The following is a 16,478-nucleotide window of genomic DNA, read 5'->3' on the forward strand; positions in this document are numbered from 1 at the left end:
TCCGGTCCGCGATCCGGCCGGAATCGTGCGCCGGTGAATGCCGGTGTCCCCGTGATCCGCCTGGCGAGATCGTCGTGCAGGGCGGTCCAGTACCCGGCCCCGGTCAGTTCCCGGCGCCGTCGAGCAGCCAGTGGTAGCGCAGCCGGAGTGCGCGCTCCCAGCTGGCGAGCGCTGCGGCGACCGCCAGCGTGATGTTGAGCCAGAGCGGCAGGTGGATCGGCGACACGAAGACTCCGATGTTCTCGGCGATCGGCGGAATCCGGGACAGCGGCTCCAGGATCTGCAGGAGGTTGACGCCGATCCCGATGATCAGCACGACCACCGACACGGCGCCGACGAACCGGCTCACCGACGGGTGGTCGCGCTGGAAGCGGGCCCGTCGTCCCTCGCCCGATCGCGGATCCGGCACGAGCCGGCGCTCCGTGCCGTCGTCGGTGACGTAGTGGGCGCGTTTGACGCCGACGCCACTCGTCGCGATCTCGATCGCGCCGCCCTCGACCGGGAAGATCGCGGGGACCTTCGACACGGTGTGCTGCCGGCCGTCGCGGTACAGGCGGGCCCGCACCGCACCGTCGGAGCTGTCGCCGAGGTAGCGCACGTCGACCGAGTACCGGACCGGGCGCCCCTCGGCCGCGGCCGGCTCCAGGTGCAGCAGCGAACGCCCGGTGATCACCTGCCACCAGCGGAACCGCTTCAGCGGACTCCCGTCGCCGTCCGTGCGACGCCGGGCCGCCCGACGCTGCTGCCACTGGGTCACCATGCCGCCTCCGATCGACTAATACACTGTGTTAATCACTGGCAGGGAGACTAGCACGGTGTACTAGTACACTGCGCGTGGAGGCGATATGACCACGCACGACACCGACCGGCTGAGCAGCCGGGACAAGATCCTCCGGGCAGCCATGCAGCTGTTCGGCGAGGGCCCGGGCGCGCGGCTGAGCGTGCGGGCGGTCGCCGCGCGGGCCGGTGTGAGCACCGGCTCGCTGCGCTACCACTTCCCCACCCAGCGCGCGCTCCAGGACGAGGTACTCACCCGCGTCTACGACCTGGCGATCCCGGACGATCGGATCAACGACCGGTCGGTGCCCGCCCGGGACCGGCTGGTCGACTGCCTGCGGCAGGTGCTCGGCGGCGCCGGGGTCGGCGAGCAGGCACGAGCGAACCTGCTCCGGGTCGTCGAGCAGTTCGTCCAGCCGGAACCGGACGAGGAGATCCGGGCCGCCTACCTCGCCATCGAGCGCGAGATTCTCCGCCGGACCATCTACTGGCTGACGGCACTGGAGAAGGAGGGCGCCCTCCCCGAGGGCGACAACGCCCGGCGGGCGCGGTTCCTGATGGCGGTCGTCGACGGGCTCGGGCTCACCCGCGCGATGCCGGCCGAGCAGGCCGTTCTGCAGTCCGAGGACGACACCCTGCAGATGGCCGTCGACTGCGTACTGACCCTCCCGGCCACGGGGTCAGGCGGATCCGGGCTCCGGCAGGGTGCCGGCGACTGAGTGCTCCGGGTGCGCCAGCTCTTCCTCGAGCCGCGCGACCGCGAGCCCCGCTAGGTCGACGACACGGCACTCGTGCCGCACAAGCTCGTCTCATCAGTCCTGATGATGGGATAAATGCGACGTAACGGACCTTCGAGGTGGCATCGATGCCCTGTGCGACATCTACAACCACGCCGACGCACTCCGGAAGACGGTCTCGTCCTACCTGAACTGAGGGCCCGCGCCGCGGTGGCCGGGGCGCCGGCCGGCCGCGAGTGGGGACGCCTACGACCGCGCGACGCCGAGGTGCCGCGACCGGTCGCGGTAGGTGAGATACCGCAGCAGGGTCTCCGCGGGCCCGCGCCGCCCGGCCCGCCCCAGCAGGTCGGCGATCACCACGGTGACGACCCAGGTGGCGACGGCGACCGCGGCCGCCGCCGCGGCACCCAGTCGGCCACCGAGATCGAGCAGCGACGGCTCGGTCATGATCAGCCACACCGGCGACTGTGCGATGTAGAAGGTCATCGACCGGCGTCCACATGCCACCAGCGCGGTCGTCACCGGCCCACGCCGGTCCCCGATCCGGCCGGCGACGAGCGCGATGACCGCCATGAACGCGAGCCCGCCCGCGATGCCGGTCACGCCGAACACCACGACCGCGAGAACGCCGATCCCGGTCGAGTCCGGGGTCCACACACCCATCGCCTGCAGCGCGACCGGCTGCGCCCCCAGCACCGCCACCGGGAACCCGATCAGTGCGACGCGGCGCAGCAGCGGCGTGTATCCGGGGTCCTCCAGCGGGCGCAGCCGGCCGGCCCAGACCCCGAGCAACACCGACGGCGCCACCGACAGCGCCGAGATCGGCAGCACCGGCAGTGCCATCGCACGCAGGGCCGCGCTGTCGAGGAGGGTGGGCCCGACCGCGAGCGGTGTGTCGGGTCCGGCCACCATCTGGAGCAGGGCGATGGCCAGCGCACCGATCGCAAGGGTGATCGCGGTGACCACCCACAGCCGACGGCCGGGCCAGGTCACCGCCCCGGCGAACATCACGGCGAACGCGCCGTAGGCACCGATCACGTCACCGGCGTAGAGCAGCACGACGTGCGCGATCCCGAACACGACCAGCCAGGCTCCGCGCCGGCGGATCAACCGCCGGGCCCCTGCCGGGTCACCGTCGGGGCCGGTGAGCCGCCGGGTCATCTGCACCAGCCCGTAGCCGAAGAGCAGCCCGAACAGCGGCGCGGATCGACCGTCCACGAACGACGTCAGCAGCCACTGCACGGCGACGTCGACCGGGCCGCCCCCGGCGGGCGTGGTCAGCGAGTTGCCGCCGGCGTGCAGCATCCGCGAGTGGGCGAGGGCGATGAGCAGCAGCATCATCCCCCGCGCGAGGTCCGGGGCGAGCAGACGTTCCGAGGCCGGTGTCGGCGACGGCCGGGCGCTCAACGGCGCACGAGATCCAGACATGCGGCCGACGGTAGAGCCACCTCCCGGCGCCCGGGATCGGTCGTGCGGCTCGATCCACCCGACCGAAGTCGTAGTGGACGGAGCCGTCGGTCCCGGTACCCGGAGTGCGGCCCGCTCCGGCCACGCCCGGGACGAGGTGGCACCGGGGGGCACCCGACCGCCCCCGGTGCCACCCCGGCCGCACCCGTCAGTCGTGTTGCGCGGCAACCGCTTCGGTCTGCCGGCGTTCCTTGCGGCCCGATCGCCACACCCAGAAGAGCGTGAGCACGATCAGCGCCCAGAACAACAGTGACGCCGGGCGGGTGAAGAACACCGTCCAGTCGCCGTGGGTGATCGTCATCGCCCGACGGAAGTTCACCTCCGCCATCGGCCCGAGGATCAGCCCCAGGATCAGCGGAGAGACCGGGAAGTCGTTGCGCACCATCAGATAACCGAGCACCCCGAACACGACCGCGACGAGCACGTCGGTGAACCGGTTGTCGATCGCGTAGGCGCCCATCAGGCAGAGCAGAGCGATGATCGGGATGAGCACGTGCGGCGGAATCCGCACGACGTGCGAGAAGGCCCGGACGGCCGTCGTCCCCACCACCAGCACCAGCAGCGCCGACAGGATGAAGCTGGCGAAGATCGTGTAGACGATGCCCGACTGCGGCCCAGTGAACAGGTCGGGCCCCGGGGTCAGGCCGTGCACGAGCAGCCCACCGAGCAGCACGGCGGTGCCGGCCTCCCCCGGGATGCCCAGGGTGAAGGTCGGGATCATCGCGCCACCGACGACGCCGTTGTTCGCCGACTCCGGACCCGCGACACCGGTGGGGTTGCCCTTCCCGAACGGGACGCGGCCCCGGTTCCGGCGCTTGGCGTCGGAGTAGGCGAGGAAGGCGCCGATGTCGGTGCCGGTGCCGGGGATCGCACCGACGATCGAGCCGATCACCGATCCGCGCGCCATCGTCGGGGCGGTGTCGCGCAGGTTCTGCCGCGAGATCCACCGTGGACCGCGGATCTCGGGCAGGCGCTGCGTCCCGCCCCGGTCGGCGATCATGACGAGCACCTGTGTGACGCCGAAGACGCCGATCAGCACCGGGATCAGCGAGATCCCGCCGTAGAGCTCGTCGGACCCCATCGTCAGCCGCAGCTGCCCGGAGACCGGGTCGAGTCCGATCACGCCGAGCACGAGTCCGAGCAGCCCGGCCGCATACCCCTTGATCAGCGACTTGCCGGACACCGCGGAGATGATCGTCAGGCCGTAGACGGCGAGTACGAAGAACTCCGGGGCCTGGAAGTTCAGTGCGACCCGGGCGATGGTCGGCGCGAGCACGGCCATCAGCAGGCCGGACACCATGCCGCCGACGGCCCCGGCCAGCATCGCGATGTTGAGTGCTTCGCGGCCGTGCCCGGCTCGCGACATCGGATAACCCTCGAGCGCGGTCGCCGCCGACGCCGGGGTCCCCGGCACGTTGAGCAGGATCGCGGGGATGGCGCCACCGGCGATGCCACCGGCGAAGATGCCGACCATCGCCGAGAGACCCACCTCGGGGGGCATCAGGAACGTGAACGGCAGGAACAGGGCCATGCCCATGGTGGCGGTGAGGCCGGGCAGCGCGCCGATCACGAGCCCGGCGGTCACGGCGGCGACCAGCGCCCCGAGCACCATCGGCGAGGTGAACAGCGATACGAATCCGCCGAGGAGCGGCGCGATGAGGTCCATCAGCCCCCCAGCAGCAGATCGATCGGTCCCACCGGCAGCGGGACGGCGAATCCTCGGCCGAACAGCAGCAGCGCCACCCAGCTGCTGACGGCGCCGACCAGCAGCGGGCTCCACCAGGTACGGGCCCCGCTGAGGAATCCGAGCACCGTGAGCAATCCGGTGAAGACCAGGAAGAAGCCGAGCAGGGGCAGCAGCACGTACGCAGCCAGCAACGCCCCGACCGTCAGCAGGACCGGGGTGGGCGGCAGGACACCGCCGGCGCCCTGCGGGCGTTCGGTGCGCAGCTCGGCGACCACCAGCAACGCGGCGACGAGAAGCATCAGCCCGGCGAGCAGCAGCGGCACCGCCGCCGGTCCGGGCTCGCCGCCCGCGCCCGGCCGGTAGCCCGGGGCCTCGATGCCGATCGCCACCGAGGCCACGACCAGGATCGCGACGACGACGAACACGGGGACCCGCCCACCCGTGGGCGGGGCGGGCTCGGCTCCGATCCCTGCCCCGGTCCCGGCCGGGTGCTCGACCGCCTCGGGGAGCTCGTCAGGACGTGGCACCGGAGCCGTCCTGCAACAGGTCGACGTAGAGCTCCGAGGACTCCTCGAAGAACTGCTGGAACTCCGCGGTCGGCCGGACGTCGATACCGAAGCTGTTGGAGTTCATCACGTCGACGAAGCCGGGCTCGTCGGCCATCGCGACGAACGCGTCGTTCAGGGTGGAGACCACGGCCGGGTCCATACCGGCCGGCCCGGCCACCCCGCGGAAGGTGCCGATCTCGACGTCGTAGCCCTGCTCGGTGAAGGTCGGGAGCTCCGGGAGCGTCTCCAGACGCTCCGCGGACGCGACGCCGAGCACCTTCATCTCACCGGCGGCCACCTGGGCCGAGACCTCGCCGATGGAGAACGACATCGCGTCGAGATCACCGCCGAGAACGGCCTGGGCCGCGGCCGCGGCACCGTCGTAGGGCACCCGGGTGACCTCGATGTCCGCCTCACGCTCGATGGCAGCGGTGGCCAGGTCCCAGGCCAGCCCGGGCCCGGAGTTGCCGATGCTCAGTCCGGCGGGCTCGGCCTTCGCGGCCGTCACGAACTCCTCGACGGTGTCCCACGGGGCGTCCGCACGCACCGCGAGGGCGGCAGGGTCCTGGTTGATCATCGTGATGAGGGTGAAGTCCTCCAGCCCGAAGTCGTAGAGCCCCTGCTCACGCAGGAAGGAGATCTCCGGGGAGACGATCGAGAGCGTGTAGCCGTCGGCGGCGGTCGAGCGGGCGATCTCGCCCCAGCCGATCGCGCCGGAGCTGCCGGGCTTGTTGACGACATTCATCTGCTGCCCGAGGTGCTCGGCAGCGGACTGGGTGAAGGCCCTGGTCATGATGTCGGTGCCACCGCCTGCACTCCAGGCCACGACCATCGAGACCGGCTTGCTCGGGTAGTCACCGTCGGCTTCACCACCACCGGAACCGGGGGTCTGAGCACAGGAGGCGAGGGTGAGGGTCAGGGCTGCGAGCAGGCCCGCAGCGGCGGTACGCCCGGTGCGCATCATTGAGCCGTCCTTTCGGAGTGAAGGCGGGGAACGTTACTGTAATCGATTACAGTTGATCGAACCACCCGACCGGGTGACGTGCCCGGTCGGTGACTATCGGGTGTCGGATGCCTGCCACGGCGGGCGTGGAGGTGGGAATGGCGACGATGGCCGAGGTTGCGGCACGTGCGGGTGTCTCGACGGCCACGGTGTCCCGGGTGCTGGCCGGAAAGCCGGTCCGGCCGGACTCCGCCGAGGCGGTCCGCGCGGCCGCGGCCGCGCTCGACTACGAGCTCGACCGGACCGCCCGCTCCCTGCGCCGCCGCTACAGCGACCTGCTCGCGCTCGTCGTGCCCGACGTCGAGAACCCGTTCTTCACCGCCGTCGCACGCGGGGTCGAGGACACCGCGCGCCGTGCCGGGCTGTCGGTCGTGCTGTGCAACAGCGACGACGACGTGCAGAAGGAGAGCCGTTACCTCGCGATCGCCGCGAGCGAGAACATGGCGGGCGCGATCGTGGCCCCGGCGGCGTCCGATCTGTCGCTGGGCGGCCTCGCCCGCAAGCGCGCCACCGTCGTGGTGATCGACCGGTCGATCGAGGCCGACGTCGATCAGGTCGGGTTCGACAACGTCGCACTGGGACGGGAGGCGACGCACCGGCTCATCGCCCGGGGATGCCGGCGGATCGCCTGCATCTCCGGCCCCCGCGGCATGGGCACCGCCCGTGACCGGGAGATCGGCTGGCGGGCCGCCCTGACCGAGTCCGGATTGGACGCGTCGCCGGAGTTCCTGCGGCACGCGAACTTCCGGGTCGACGGCGGCCGGCGGGCCACCGAGGACCTCCTGCGCGTCACCCCGTGGCCGGACGCCGTGCTCGCGACCAACAACATGGTCGCCATCGGGGCACTGCAGGCGATGGCCGCCGCTCCCGGCGGCGCCACCCGGCCCGAGGTCGCCGTCATCGGCGACCTCCCGTTCGCCACGACGGACGTGTCCGGACTGGTGCAGGTGCCGCTGCGACCCCGGGAGCTGGGGATCCGGGCGGCCGAGATGTTCCTCGAACGCCTCGAGGGCTTCCGGGGCGCCGCCCGCCGCGTCGTACTGGACGGCGCGGGTGCGGCCCCGCCGGGCTGAGCCGGTGGATACGCGCTCGGCCGCGACCTCGCCGATCGTCCTCATCGGACCGAGCCCTCCGTCGCACGTCGTCGTGGGAGTGACGCGAGGGGACGGGGCCACTCGGCCCCGCCCCACCCGCCGGATCTCAGGCGGCGAGCTTGACGTCCGCAGCCAGCAGCGCGGCCCGCAGGGCCTCGCGCTCGGCGTCGCTGACCGGGGTCAGCGGGGACAGGCTCGCACCGCCGTCGCGACCCTGCAGAGCCAGTGCCGCCTTGATCCGGGCGGTCATGTTCGGGCCGTCGATCGCCCGCCAGACCGGCAGCTGCTTGTTGTGCAGCTCCAGTGCGGCGGCGAGGTCACCACGCTGCACGGCGTCCCACTGCGCCATGCACAGCTCGGGGACGACGGTCAGGGTCGCACTGATCGCGCCCTGGGCGCCCATCAGGTAGCTGGGGAAGAGCAGGTCGTCGACGGCGGTGAAGACCTTGCCGCCCTCGGGGTTCATGTGCAGCAGATCGGCGAGCTGGTGGATGTTGCCGCCGGACTGCTTGACGCCGATCACGGCGGGGATCTCGTTCATGACCCGAGCGACCGTGGTGGCCGGGATCAGGGCGTAGGGGATGACGTTGTAGACGACGATCGGCAGCGCGGTCTCGTCGGCGATCCGGCGGTAGTAGGCGACGGTGGTGTCCTCGTCGGGCTGGAACAGGTAGTGCACCGGGGTCACCTGCAGCGCGTCCACACCGGTCTCGGCGATCGCCTTGCCGTAGCGGATGACCTCCTTGGTGCTGTCCTGGATGATGCCGGCGATCACCGGGACCCGGCCCGCCGTCTCCTCGACGGTCGCCCGGGCGATGGCCACCGAGTCCTCCAGCGACAGCATCTGGCCGTCACCGGTGCTGCCGGTGACGCACAGGCCGTGCACACCGAGATCGAGGTGGTAGCGAACCTCGGCCCGCAGGGCGTCGAGATCGGGCTGCTCGTCGACGGTGAACGGGCTGACGAGCGGGGGAATGATGCCGTGGATGTCGAGGGTCATCGTCGAAAAGCCTCTTCCGATGGGGTTGACATGCGGGGGATGTCCGCGGCCCAAGGCCGTCGGACAGAGTTCCGGGACGGCCGTGCCGGTGAAATGTAACCGGTAACATCGTTAGCCTGACGGGCCGCCGGATGCGTGTCAAGAGTTGGTCAGCTCACTCCGGCGGGCGCCGCGCACGAGTTCCGGATGCGCAGTTCCGTCGGCAGCACGACATCCCGGCCGGCGGCCGGATGCGATGCCCCCGCCAGCTCCTCGAACAGGATCCGGCCCGCCGCGGCACCGATCTCGTAGGCGGGCTGGGCGATCGCGGTGAGCGGTGGATCGACGAACGGGAACAGGTCGGTGTCGTCGAAGGTGATCAGCGACAGCTCGCCGGGCAGCCGCACCCCGCGCTCGCGCAACGCGCCGAGCGCGCCGATCGCGAGCACGTTGTTGAACGAGAACACCGCCGTCGGCCGGACCGGCAGGTCGAGCACCTCGAGCATCGCCCGGTGACCACCGTCGACGCCGAGGAAGCCCTCCCGCACGCACTCCGGACGCACGTGCAGGCCGGCGTCGGCACAGGCTGCGCGGAACCCCGCGAGCCGTTGCGACGCCGTGGCCATCCCGGAGGGCCCGGCAATCATGCCCAGATCGGTGTGCCCGAGATCGATGAGATGGCGGACCGCCTCCCGCGCGGCGGAGAGGCTGTCCGTGCGGACCAGCGGGACACTCGGCAGGTCCGGCGGACGCCGGTCGATCAGCACCGTCGGGATCTCGTTGCGCAGCAGCCGGTGCACCCCCTGGGCGGCCTCGCTCGTGGAGAGCAGCGCGGCGGCGTCGACGGTTCGGCGGGCGAACGACTCGAGGATCTGCGCCTCGCGATCCGGGTCGAAGTCCGAACTGGAGATCAGCACCTGGTAGCCGTGCCGGACCGCCTCGTCCTCCAGGCCGCGGGCGACCTGTCCGGTGAACGGATTGGCGATGTCGGAGACCAGCAGACCCAGCAGCTGCGTCCGGCCGCGGGACAGGCTCGCCGCCACGCCGTTGCTGACGTAGTCGAGCTCCTGCACCGCGCGCAGCACCCGTTCGGTGCGATCGGGGCTGACCGTCGCGCCACCGTTGAGCACCCGCACCACGGTCGCGGTGGACACACCCGCGACCCGTGCCACGTCACGAATGCTCGCCACCGATGCGCTCCCTCCCGCCGGACGACGCGATCCTAGTTGTACCCGTGGCCCGGCCCGGGCCTCGTCGGCGGGCGGGCCGTGGGTCCGGCCGGGCGTCCACGATCGGAGCGGCCCGGCCGGATCCCGGGGACGGTCCCCTGCTCAGAGCACCGTCGGGAGCTCGGCATCCGGTTCGGCCACCTCGGCCGCGGCCCGGAACAGCAACGCGATCCCGACCGCGCCCGGGTCCGGTTCCCCCATCGCACGGTCGCCGACGTAGCTGGCGCGGCCCATCCGGGCCCGCAGCTCGGCGGTCTGCCGGGCGCCCTCGGCGGCGGCCCGTGCACCGGCGGCGAACCCGCCGGGCAACGCCTCGACGGCGGGGGCCAGTGCATCGACCAGCGTGCGGTCGCCGACCTGCGCCTCCCCCACCCGCTGGATCGCGTCCAGGCCTGCCCGGGCCCCGGCGCCGAACGCCGCGACCGGATCATCGCCGGCGGCGAGCGCATGGCCGATCTCGGTGAACAGCAGGCCCAGCAGCGGCCCGCTCGTCCCACCGACCTCGTCGAGGAACACCGCCCCGAGCGCGCCGAACGCGGTCTCACCGCTCCCGGCATCGAACCGGGCGACGGCCTCGCGCAGCCCACCACGCAGGTTGTCGCCGAAGTCCCCGTCGCCGCTGCGCTGGTCGAGCGCGGTCAGCCGGGCGTGGCCGTGCTCAGCGGCCGTCGCGTAGGCGCGCAGCACCGCCTCCTGGTCGAACGTCACGGGGTCGCCTCCTGGCGGTCGATCGTCAGTGCGGGGGTCGTGGCCGGGGCGTTCCACCAGGGCAGCCACGCGGCGGGGGTACGGGTGAGGGAGATCGAGAACCCGGTCATGTCCAGGGCGGGCACCAGCGTGCCGACGAGCTGCCCGGCCGTCGCCAGACCGCGCCGCTCCAGCCCCTCGGCGACCAGCTCGTGCAGTCCGTAGAGCTCCAGCAGGGTGGCGCCGCCGAGGCCGTTGACCACGGTGATCACCTGGTCCCCGTCGCCGGGCAGCGCGTCGACGAGCTCGCCGAGCATCTGCTCGACGAGCTCCTCGGTGGCGGGACGGGTGATCGATCGCTGCGCGCGCTCGCCGTGGATCCCGACGCCGTACTCGAGCTCGTCCGGGCGCAGGTCGAACGACGGCTCACCGGTGTGCATCGAGGTCTGGGCCCGGGAGGCGACCGCGAGGCTGCGCGAGGCCCCGGCGACGGCCGAGCCGAGCTCGGCGAGCTCGTCGAGCCCGAGTCCGGCATCGGCGGCGCCGCCGAGGATCTTCTCGACGACGACGGTCGCGCCGGTGCCGCGGCGGCCGGTGGCGGTCTCGGCGGACTCGGTGGCGAGATCGTCGTCGACCAGGACGCGACGAACCTCCACCCCGTCCATCCGCAGCCGTTCCGCGGCGATCCCGAAGTTGATCCGGTCGCCGGTGTAGTTCTTCACCACGTGCACGACGCCGCCGGGGCCCGCGGCGGCCCGGGAGGCCTCCAGGACCTGCCGGTTGTGCGGGGAGGCGAACACCTTGCCCGGCGCGACGGCATCGAGCATCCCGCGCCCGAGGAACCCGCCGTGCAGCGGCTCGTGCCCCGAGCCGCCACCGGACACCAGGCCGACCCGGCGGTCCGGATGCCGGTGGCGCGCGACCAGGTGAGCCGGGGATTCGTGCAACTCGACGAGATCCGCGTGGGCCCTGGCGAACCCGCGGAGCGCGGGCGGCACCGGGTCACCGTCGTGCGGATGGAAGGGCAGGCTCATCAGGCGTTCTCCCGGAGGTGATGGAGGGTGGTCGGATCGACCGTGGGGCGCCCAGGGGACGCGGGTGGCGGTGGTCGACGGCAGCGCATGCTCCCCGGGGTGCCGATCACCCGCACGACCGGGCGCTAAAATATCAGACGTCAGCGGTTGCACAAGCTCTGCCGGGCGTCCGGAACCGGCCCCGCGCGGGCCGATCCCGCCCGCTCCGACGACGCGACACACCGACATCACCGACACCACCTTGCCCTCCCGGTGAGGGCGCGGGAAGGACCCGAGTGACCGAGATTCCGACCCCTCTCGAACAGGCCCTCGCGGGAGCGGCCGACACCGCCCGCGCGACCGCCCGGACCGCCCCCGGAGAGCGGGCGGTCCGGCTGCGCGCCGCCGCCGACGCCCTCGACGCCGCCGCCGGCGAGCTGGTCCCGATCGCGATGGCGGAGACCCGCCTTCCCGAGGCCCGATTGACCGGTGAGCTCGCCCGCACCACCTTCCAGGCACGGCTGTTCGCCGACCGGCTGGAGGCCGGCCTGCTGCACGACGTGCGGATCGACCACGCCGATCCGGACTGGCCGATGGGGGCCCGTCCCGACGTGCGACGGACGCAGGTGCCGATCGGACCGGTCCTGGTCTTCGCGGCGAGCAATTTCCCTTTCGCGTTCTCGGTGTTCGGCGGGGACACGGTCTCCGCGCTCGCCGCGGGATGCCCGGTCGTGGTCAAGGCGCACCCCGGTCACCCGGAGCTGTCCCGGCGGACCGCCGAGCTGGTCGCCGCAGCCTTCCCCGAGGGCGTGTTCGCGCTGATCGAGGGTGAACAGGCCGGGGCGGACGCGGTGCAGGACCCGCGCATCCGGGCCGTCGGCTTCACCGGATCCACCCGCGGCGGGCGGGCGTTGTTCGATCTCGCCGCGCGGCGTCCGGATCCCATCCCGTTCTACGGCGAGCTCGGCTCCACCAATCCGGTCGTCGTGACCCCGGCGGCGTGGGCCGAGCGGGCCGGCGAGATCGCGACCGGGTTCGCGGGATCGATGGTGCTCGGATCCGGGCAGTTCTGCACCAAGCCCGGCGTGGTGCTGGTACCGGACGCGGACGCCTTCCTCGACGCAGTCCCCGAGCTGTCGGCGGGCCCGATGCTCAACGAGCGCATCTCCTCGGCATACCGCACCGCGGCCGAGGAGATGGCCGGGGCGGCGGAGGTCGTGCGCGGCGACCTCGGCTCCGGCGGGCCGGTCCTGTTCCGCACCGACGCCGATGCCGTGCTCGCCCGGCCCGAGCTCCTCGGGCAGGAGGTATTCGGGCCGGCGGCCCTGGTCGTCGGTTATGCCGGGATCGATCAGGCGCTCGCCGTGCTCGACGTCGTCGGGGGCCAGCTCACCGGCACGGTGCAGGGCGCCGCCGACGATCCGGACGCCGGCGAGGTGATCGCCCGGCTCGCCGAGCACGCCGGCCGGGTGATCTGGAACGGCTGGCCCACCGGGGTGACCGTCAGCGACGCACAGCACCACGGTGGCCCGTACCCGTCCAGCACCGCGCCGCTACATACATCGGTCGGCACCGCGGCCGCGGAGCGGTTCCTGCGCCCGGTGGCGTTCCAGAGTGTCCCGGACGCGCTGCTGCCGGCCGAGCTGCGCGACGGTGCCGAGGGTCCGCGCCGGCTGGACGGTGCCCCGACGGTCTGAGCGCTGAGCCTCCTCCTCGCCGCCGGGCCGGGAGGAGGCTCAGGTCGCGACCGACTGCCGCATGGCGTGGAAGTCCTCGAGTGTCCAGTCCCGGACCTCGTCGATGTGCACGACGGCGGCCTGCTGCGCCTTCTCCGCGTCACCGTCGATCATGGCGGTGATGATCTCGTGATGGCGCGCGGCCGCTCCCCCGGTGCGCCCGATCCCGGTGGCGCCGGCGATCCGCAGCCACTCCACGTAGGCCTCGATGCTGTCCCGCACGGCGATCATCCTGGTGTTGCCGGCATGCTCGATGATCGTGCGGTGCAGGTTCATGTCCGAGGTGAAGAACGGCTGGTAGTCACCGTCGGCCATCGCCCGGTCGGCCTGCTCGATCTCCTCGCGCAGTTCGAGCTTGACCCGGTCGGGCATGCGGTGGGTCGCCTCGAAGGTCGCGAACCACTCGATGGCCTTGCGCATGCCGCACATCTCGGCGATGTCCTCGGCGGTGATCCGGGCGACGAAGGTGCCCGACCGCGGACGGGTGATCACGAGCTGGTCCGTCTCCAGGCGCCCCAGGGCCTCGCGCAGCGGAGTCTTCGAGACCCCCATCGTCTCGCTGATCGCGGTGACGTCCAGCCGCTCGCCCTGGGCGAGCCTGCCGTGCGTGATCTCCTCGCGCAGCACCCGGTAGACCCGGTCCGCCAGTGACTCCGTGACGAGTCGCGACACGCTCACCAGCATCACCACCTCTGCTCCGGGCGACTCGGCGGTTCCGGGTGCGCCGGGGCCGTAGTATCCCATCCCGCCATCCGGTCGGTCAGATCTGACATGCCAGCCACCGGCTCAGGCCTCGGACCTGCGGCGTGCGGCGGGGTGGATGCCCGGCCGGCCGCGACGGTCACCGGCACCACCACGTCACCGGACGGCGCCCCTGCCGGCTCGAACACCGGCACGGCCCGGGGCGACCCGTCCCGCCGTCAGCCCGGCCCGGCTCCGGTGATCCGGCAGCGGGCCCCCGGGGCTGCGTGGGATCACCCGGCACGGCCAGCGCGGCCGTGACCGCGGCGGCATCCGGAGTACTGACCACCAGCTCGTCGTAGCCGAACTGCCGACGGAAGTCCTCGTCGACCACGATGCGCACGGCCGGGATCCGACGGCGGGCACTCACGAACCGGCTGACCGGACTTCCCACGCCCCAGCGGCCGATCTTGACGACTCCGGTGACCACCAGGCCCGCCTGTCCGACACCGGTGACCGAGGCCCGGGTGGGTCGCTCCACGTAGTCGGCTGCGCACACCGCGGCCAGTGGCACCACCAGTTCCGCGCGCCCGCCGCTGAAGAGCCGTTCGACCGCGGAGAGCCGCACCGTGATCGCATCGTCACCGACATGGATGCTCACCATGATCCCCCCTAGACTGTTCCCACTTCTGCTATTGATACCAGATTTGGAAATGGAGGACCAGTGCCACCGACGCACTCACTGGCCGATCTCCTGCATCAGCCGGTGCGCTGGCGCATCGTGCAGAACCTCATCGGCCGCCCACTCACGACCGCGCAGCTCGCGCAACGACTCCCGGACGTGCCGACGACGACCCTGTACCGGCACGTCGCGGTCCTGGTGCAGGCCGACGTCCTGCACGTGACCGGCGAACGACGTATCCGGGGAGCGGTGGAACGGACCTACGAGCTGAACACCGCCGCCGCCGACGGCGACAACACCGCACCCGACCGCGACCGGCTACGGACCATGTTCACCGTGTACCTCGCCGGCCTGGCCGGAGACTTCGACCGCTACCTCGCGAACGACGACGTCGATCCCGTGCGGGACGGGGTGAGCTTCCGACAGGCCGCGCTGTGGCTGTCCGACGAGGAGCTCGCCGAGCTCCAGGAGCGGATCACCGAGGCGTTCGCACCGTTCCTGGAGCACTCACCCGCCGACGAACGGACCCGACGCATCCTCTCGACGGTATTCCTGCCGGCGGACCGGGGATAGCGGCCCGTCTGCGGGCGGCGACCTCGACCTCATCGGAGACCCGCGACCGTGTGGCGTACACGGTGGTTCACAGCACCGAGCTGCGCGTCCGGCGCAGCACCAGCAGCCCGCCGACGGCCGGGACGGCCGAGAGCAGCCGGGTGGCGACGGTCGTCGGCATCAGGCAGGTGACGGCAATGGTGACCAGGTAGGCCAGGCCGTGCACCGGACCGAGGACGGACGCGACCCCGGGCAGGTGCACGGTTGCCAGGTTGAGCAGCAGCAGGGCCAGCGACACCGTCTCGACCACCGAGGCAACGGCCAGCCAGCCTCGTTCCGCCGTGGCGTCGCGGGAGATCCCGGGCACGCTCAGACCCCCGTCGTCGAGCCGGGCCGGACGACCATGAGCACCACGACCACCACCCACAGCAGCCCGAAGACCCCCGACGCCGCACTGAGCCGCCGTGCGCGCCCGGCCCATCCGCCCGTGTCGATGGGCCCCCGATCCGGATCGGCGATGAGATCCATCGCCTTCTGCTGTTCTGGCAGCACGACCAGTGCCAGCACCAGACCGGCGGCCACGGTCAGGACCAGCGACACCACCACCCAGGGGTCGCCCAGCACGCCCATCTGCACCGCCAGCGCGATTCCGAGGACCGGGACACTCAGGCCCGCGACCGAGTAGACGCGGCTGATCCGGTGCAGCAGTACCGGCACCCCGGTCGCCTTCGCCCCGCCGGTTCCGAGGGCCACGCCCGCGTACCGGGGGAAGAGGCTGACGGCGACGGTCACCGGTCCGATCAGAATGATCGCCGCCACCACGTGCAGGCTGAGCAGCACCTTTCCCATCGCACGTCCTTCCGACCTCCGCGATTCCGGCCGACTTACAGCCTGCCTGGAACTTACCGCCCAGATGTTACAGTCTGACTGAAACTCGTGGAGGCCCCATGCTTCATCGGCCCGCAGCCGCCGTCCGGCTCCCGGACTCCCGCGTGCTCGACACCGGGGGCGGTCGCGCGGGCTCGCGTGCCGGTACCGAAGGCAGAGTTCACGCCTCCGCCGAAAGCCTGATCACGACGACCGGCACAATGACGCACTCCGCACTCCGGTCGGACTCACCCGGTTTCCGGAACCCGATCGTCGACGCCGCCGGCGAATACCCCCAGAAGAACACCGGTGACGGTGCTCCGCAGTTCCTCCGGAACGTGCCCGAAGAACTCGTCGTCGAGATCGGCCAGCACCGACCGGCCCCACGCGGCCAGCTCCTCCCCGATCACCGTGACGTGCAGCCGGGCCCGGCGGCCGCGCCCGGCCGGAGTGCGGCGTTCCACCGCCTGCAGCTTCTCCAGCTGCACCAACGTGGCCTGCATGCTCTGCGCCGTGACACCGGCCCGGCGGGCCAGCTCGCTGTACGAGCAGCCCGGATCGCGACTCAGGTGACCGAGGGCCGCGAGATGACGCATCGACAGATCGCGGGCACGCAGCCGCTTCTCCGTCGCCTCCCGGATCCGGCGCCCGAGGGCCATGACGAGGAAGGCCGCATGGGGCTCAGGAGGCCGCCCGCCGGTGTCGTCCGACATTCATCTCCGCAACAACTGTGGGGTTC

18 protein-coding genes are annotated in these 16,478 nt (G+C 72.0%); 4 read left to right on the plus strand and 14 right to left on the minus strand.

The window, feature by feature from the left end; all coding sequences use genetic code 11:
* Window positions 1-103: 103 nt before the first annotated feature.
* On the minus strand, window positions 104-760 hold the full coding sequence (locus Pdca_RS24540) for an acyl-CoA synthetase family protein (RefSeq protein WP_085915611.1): 657 nt from the start codon (window positions 758-760) through the stop codon (window positions 104-106).
* An 85-nt stretch (window positions 761-845) separates the two neighbouring features.
* Between Pdca_RS24540 and Pdca_RS24545 the strand changes: the two genes are divergently transcribed.
* Window positions 846-1,496, plus strand: coding sequence for a TetR/AcrR family transcriptional regulator (locus tag Pdca_RS24545; RefSeq protein ID WP_085915612.1), 651 nt, complete (start codon window positions 846-848; stop codon window positions 1,494-1,496).
* Between the two features lie 264 nt (window positions 1,497-1,760).
* Here Pdca_RS24545 and Pdca_RS24550 read toward each other — a convergent pair whose 3' ends face one another.
* From Pdca_RS24550 to Pdca_RS24565, 4 genes are all read right to left on the minus strand, one after another.
* Window positions 1,761-2,942: a DUF418 domain-containing protein gene (locus Pdca_RS24550; protein WP_085915613.1), complete on the minus strand. Its 1,182-nt coding sequence runs from the start codon at window positions 2,940-2,942 to the stop codon at window positions 1,761-1,763.
* A gap of 187 nt (window positions 2,943-3,129) precedes the next feature.
* Window positions 3,130-4,647 (minus strand): tripartite tricarboxylate transporter permease, encoded by a 1,518-nt coding sequence (locus tag Pdca_RS24555; protein WP_085915614.1) that lies wholly within the window; start codon window positions 4,645-4,647, stop codon window positions 3,130-3,132.
* On the minus strand, window positions 4,647-5,195 hold the full coding sequence (locus Pdca_RS24560) for a tripartite tricarboxylate transporter TctB family protein (RefSeq protein WP_085915615.1): 549 nt from the start codon (window positions 5,193-5,195) through the stop codon (window positions 4,647-4,649). Before Pdca_RS24560 ends, Pdca_RS24555 begins: the two co-directional genes overlap by 1 nt.
* Window positions 5,182-6,180, minus strand: coding sequence for a tripartite tricarboxylate transporter substrate binding protein (locus Pdca_RS24565; RefSeq protein ID WP_085915616.1), 999 nt, complete (start codon window positions 6,178-6,180; stop codon window positions 5,182-5,184). Before Pdca_RS24565 ends, Pdca_RS24560 begins: the two co-directional genes overlap by 14 nt.
* Before the next feature lie 107 nt (window positions 6,181-6,287).
* Between Pdca_RS24565 and Pdca_RS24570 the strand changes: the two genes are divergently transcribed.
* Window positions 6,288-7,292, plus strand: a complete 1,005-nt coding sequence (locus tag Pdca_RS24570) for a LacI family DNA-binding transcriptional regulator (RefSeq protein ID WP_197719811.1) — start codon at window positions 6,288-6,290, stop codon at window positions 7,290-7,292.
* 127 nt (window positions 7,293-7,419) lie between these two features.
* Here the strand turns inward: Pdca_RS24570 and Pdca_RS24575 are convergent, their stop codons facing one another.
* The 4 genes from Pdca_RS24575 to Pdca_RS24590 all read right to left on the minus strand — a co-directional run bounded on the left by Pdca_RS24575 (window position 7,420) and on the right by Pdca_RS24590 (window position 11,242).
* Entirely contained in the window at window positions 7,420-8,313 is an 894-nt protein-coding gene (locus tag Pdca_RS24575) for a dihydrodipicolinate synthase family protein (RefSeq protein WP_085915618.1), read from the minus strand.
* A gap of 149 nt (window positions 8,314-8,462) precedes the next feature.
* On the minus strand, window positions 8,463-9,482 hold the full coding sequence (locus Pdca_RS24580; protein ID WP_085915619.1) for a LacI family DNA-binding transcriptional regulator: 1,020 nt from the start codon (window positions 9,480-9,482) through the stop codon (window positions 8,463-8,465).
* A gap of 141 nt (window positions 9,483-9,623) precedes the next feature.
* Window positions 9,624-10,229: a DAK2 domain-containing protein gene (locus tag Pdca_RS24585; protein ID WP_085915620.1), complete on the minus strand. Its 606-nt coding sequence runs from the start codon at window positions 10,227-10,229 to the stop codon at window positions 9,624-9,626.
* Window positions 10,226-11,242, minus strand: a complete 1,017-nt coding sequence (locus Pdca_RS24590; protein WP_085915621.1) for a dihydroxyacetone kinase subunit DhaK — start codon at window positions 11,240-11,242, stop codon at window positions 10,226-10,228. Before Pdca_RS24590 ends, Pdca_RS24585 begins: the two co-directional genes overlap by 4 nt.
* Before the next feature lie 275 nt (window positions 11,243-11,517).
* Between Pdca_RS24590 and Pdca_RS24595 the strand changes: the two genes are divergently transcribed.
* Window positions 11,518-12,918, plus strand: a complete 1,401-nt coding sequence (locus Pdca_RS24595; protein WP_232021172.1) for an aldehyde dehydrogenase (NADP(+)) — start codon at window positions 11,518-11,520, stop codon at window positions 12,916-12,918.
* Between the two features lie 39 nt (window positions 12,919-12,957).
* Here the strand turns inward: Pdca_RS24595 and Pdca_RS24600 are convergent, their stop codons facing one another.
* Complete coding sequence (locus tag Pdca_RS24600; RefSeq protein WP_197719812.1) at window positions 12,958-13,701, minus strand: GntR family transcriptional regulator; 744 nt, start codon at window positions 13,699-13,701, stop codon at window positions 12,958-12,960.
* Between the two features lie 97 nt (window positions 13,702-13,798).
* Window positions 13,799-14,302, minus strand: a complete 504-nt coding sequence (locus Pdca_RS24605) for a hypothetical protein (RefSeq protein WP_174824345.1) — start codon at window positions 14,300-14,302, stop codon at window positions 13,799-13,801.
* Between the two features lie 60 nt (window positions 14,303-14,362).
* Here Pdca_RS24605 and Pdca_RS24610 point away from each other — a divergent pair, with 60 nt between their 5' ends.
* The gene (locus tag Pdca_RS24610; RefSeq protein WP_085915622.1) at window positions 14,363-14,893 is read left to right on the plus strand and encodes a helix-turn-helix domain-containing protein; all 531 of its coding nucleotides are present in this window, start codon (window positions 14,363-14,365) and stop codon (window positions 14,891-14,893) included.
* Between the two features lie 67 nt (window positions 14,894-14,960).
* On the opposite strand, the gene Pdca_RS24615 is transcribed toward Pdca_RS24610, so the two are convergent.
* The 3 genes from Pdca_RS24615 to Pdca_RS24625 form a co-directional block, all read right to left on the minus strand.
* A complete protein-coding gene (locus Pdca_RS24615) occupies window positions 14,961-15,239 on the minus strand; it encodes a hypothetical protein (protein ID WP_232021173.1) in 279 nt (92 codons plus the stop codon).
* Window positions 15,240-15,241: 2 nt separating this feature from the next.
* Window positions 15,242-15,721, minus strand: a complete 480-nt coding sequence (locus Pdca_RS24620) for a DUF2269 family protein (protein ID WP_085915623.1) — start codon at window positions 15,719-15,721, stop codon at window positions 15,242-15,244.
* A gap of 266 nt (window positions 15,722-15,987) precedes the next feature.
* The gene (locus Pdca_RS24625) at window positions 15,988-16,452 is read right to left on the minus strand and encodes a MarR family winged helix-turn-helix transcriptional regulator (protein ID WP_085915624.1); all 465 of its coding nucleotides are present in this window, start codon (window positions 16,450-16,452) and stop codon (window positions 15,988-15,990) included.
* Window positions 16,453-16,478: the final 26 nt, after the last annotated feature.

This window comes from Pseudonocardia autotrophica (assembly GCF_003945385.1).
Taxonomy (GTDB): domain Bacteria; phylum Actinomycetota; class Actinomycetes; order Mycobacteriales; family Pseudonocardiaceae; genus Pseudonocardia; species Pseudonocardia autotrophica.

Bases quoted from the DNA above. Each gene is read 5' to 3' on its own strand.
- Pdca_RS24590 (WP_085915621.1), bottom strand. From the start codon at position 11,242: ATGAGCCTGCCCTTCCATCCGCACGACGGTGACCCGGTGCCGCCCGCG.
- Pdca_RS24605 (WP_174824345.1), bottom strand. From the start codon at position 14,302: ATGGTGAGCATCCATGTCGGTGACGATGCGATCACGGTGCGGCTCTCC.
- Pdca_RS24540 (WP_085915611.1), bottom strand. From the start codon at position 760: ATGGTGACCCAGTGGCAGCAGCGTCGGGCGGCCCGGCGTCGCACGGAC.
- Pdca_RS24625 (WP_085915624.1), bottom strand. From the start codon at position 16,452: ATGTCGGACGACACCGGCGGGCGGCCTCCTGAGCCCCATGCGGCCTTC.
- Pdca_RS24550 (WP_085915613.1), bottom strand. From the start codon at position 2,942: ATGTCTGGATCTCGTGCGCCGTTGAGCGCCCGGCCGTCGCCGACACCG.
- Pdca_RS24570 (WP_197719811.1), top strand. From the start codon at position 6,288: ATGCCTGCCACGGCGGGCGTGGAGGTGGGAATGGCGACGATGGCCGAG.
- Pdca_RS24600 (WP_197719812.1), bottom strand. From the start codon at position 13,701: ATGGGATACTACGGCCCCGGCGCACCCGGAACCGCCGAGTCGCCCGGA.
- Pdca_RS24545 (WP_085915612.1), top strand. From the start codon at position 846: ATGACCACGCACGACACCGACCGGCTGAGCAGCCGGGACAAGATCCTC.
- Pdca_RS24575 (WP_085915618.1), bottom strand. From the start codon at position 8,313: ATGACCCTCGACATCCACGGCATCATTCCCCCGCTCGTCAGCCCGTTC.
- Pdca_RS24555 (WP_085915614.1), bottom strand. From the start codon at position 4,647: ATGGACCTCATCGCGCCGCTCCTCGGCGGATTCGTATCGCTGTTCACC.
- Pdca_RS24565 (WP_085915616.1), bottom strand. From the start codon at position 6,180: ATGATGCGCACCGGGCGTACCGCCGCTGCGGGCCTGCTCGCAGCCCTG.
- Pdca_RS24620 (WP_085915623.1), bottom strand. From the start codon at position 15,721: ATGGGAAAGGTGCTGCTCAGCCTGCACGTGGTGGCGGCGATCATTCTG.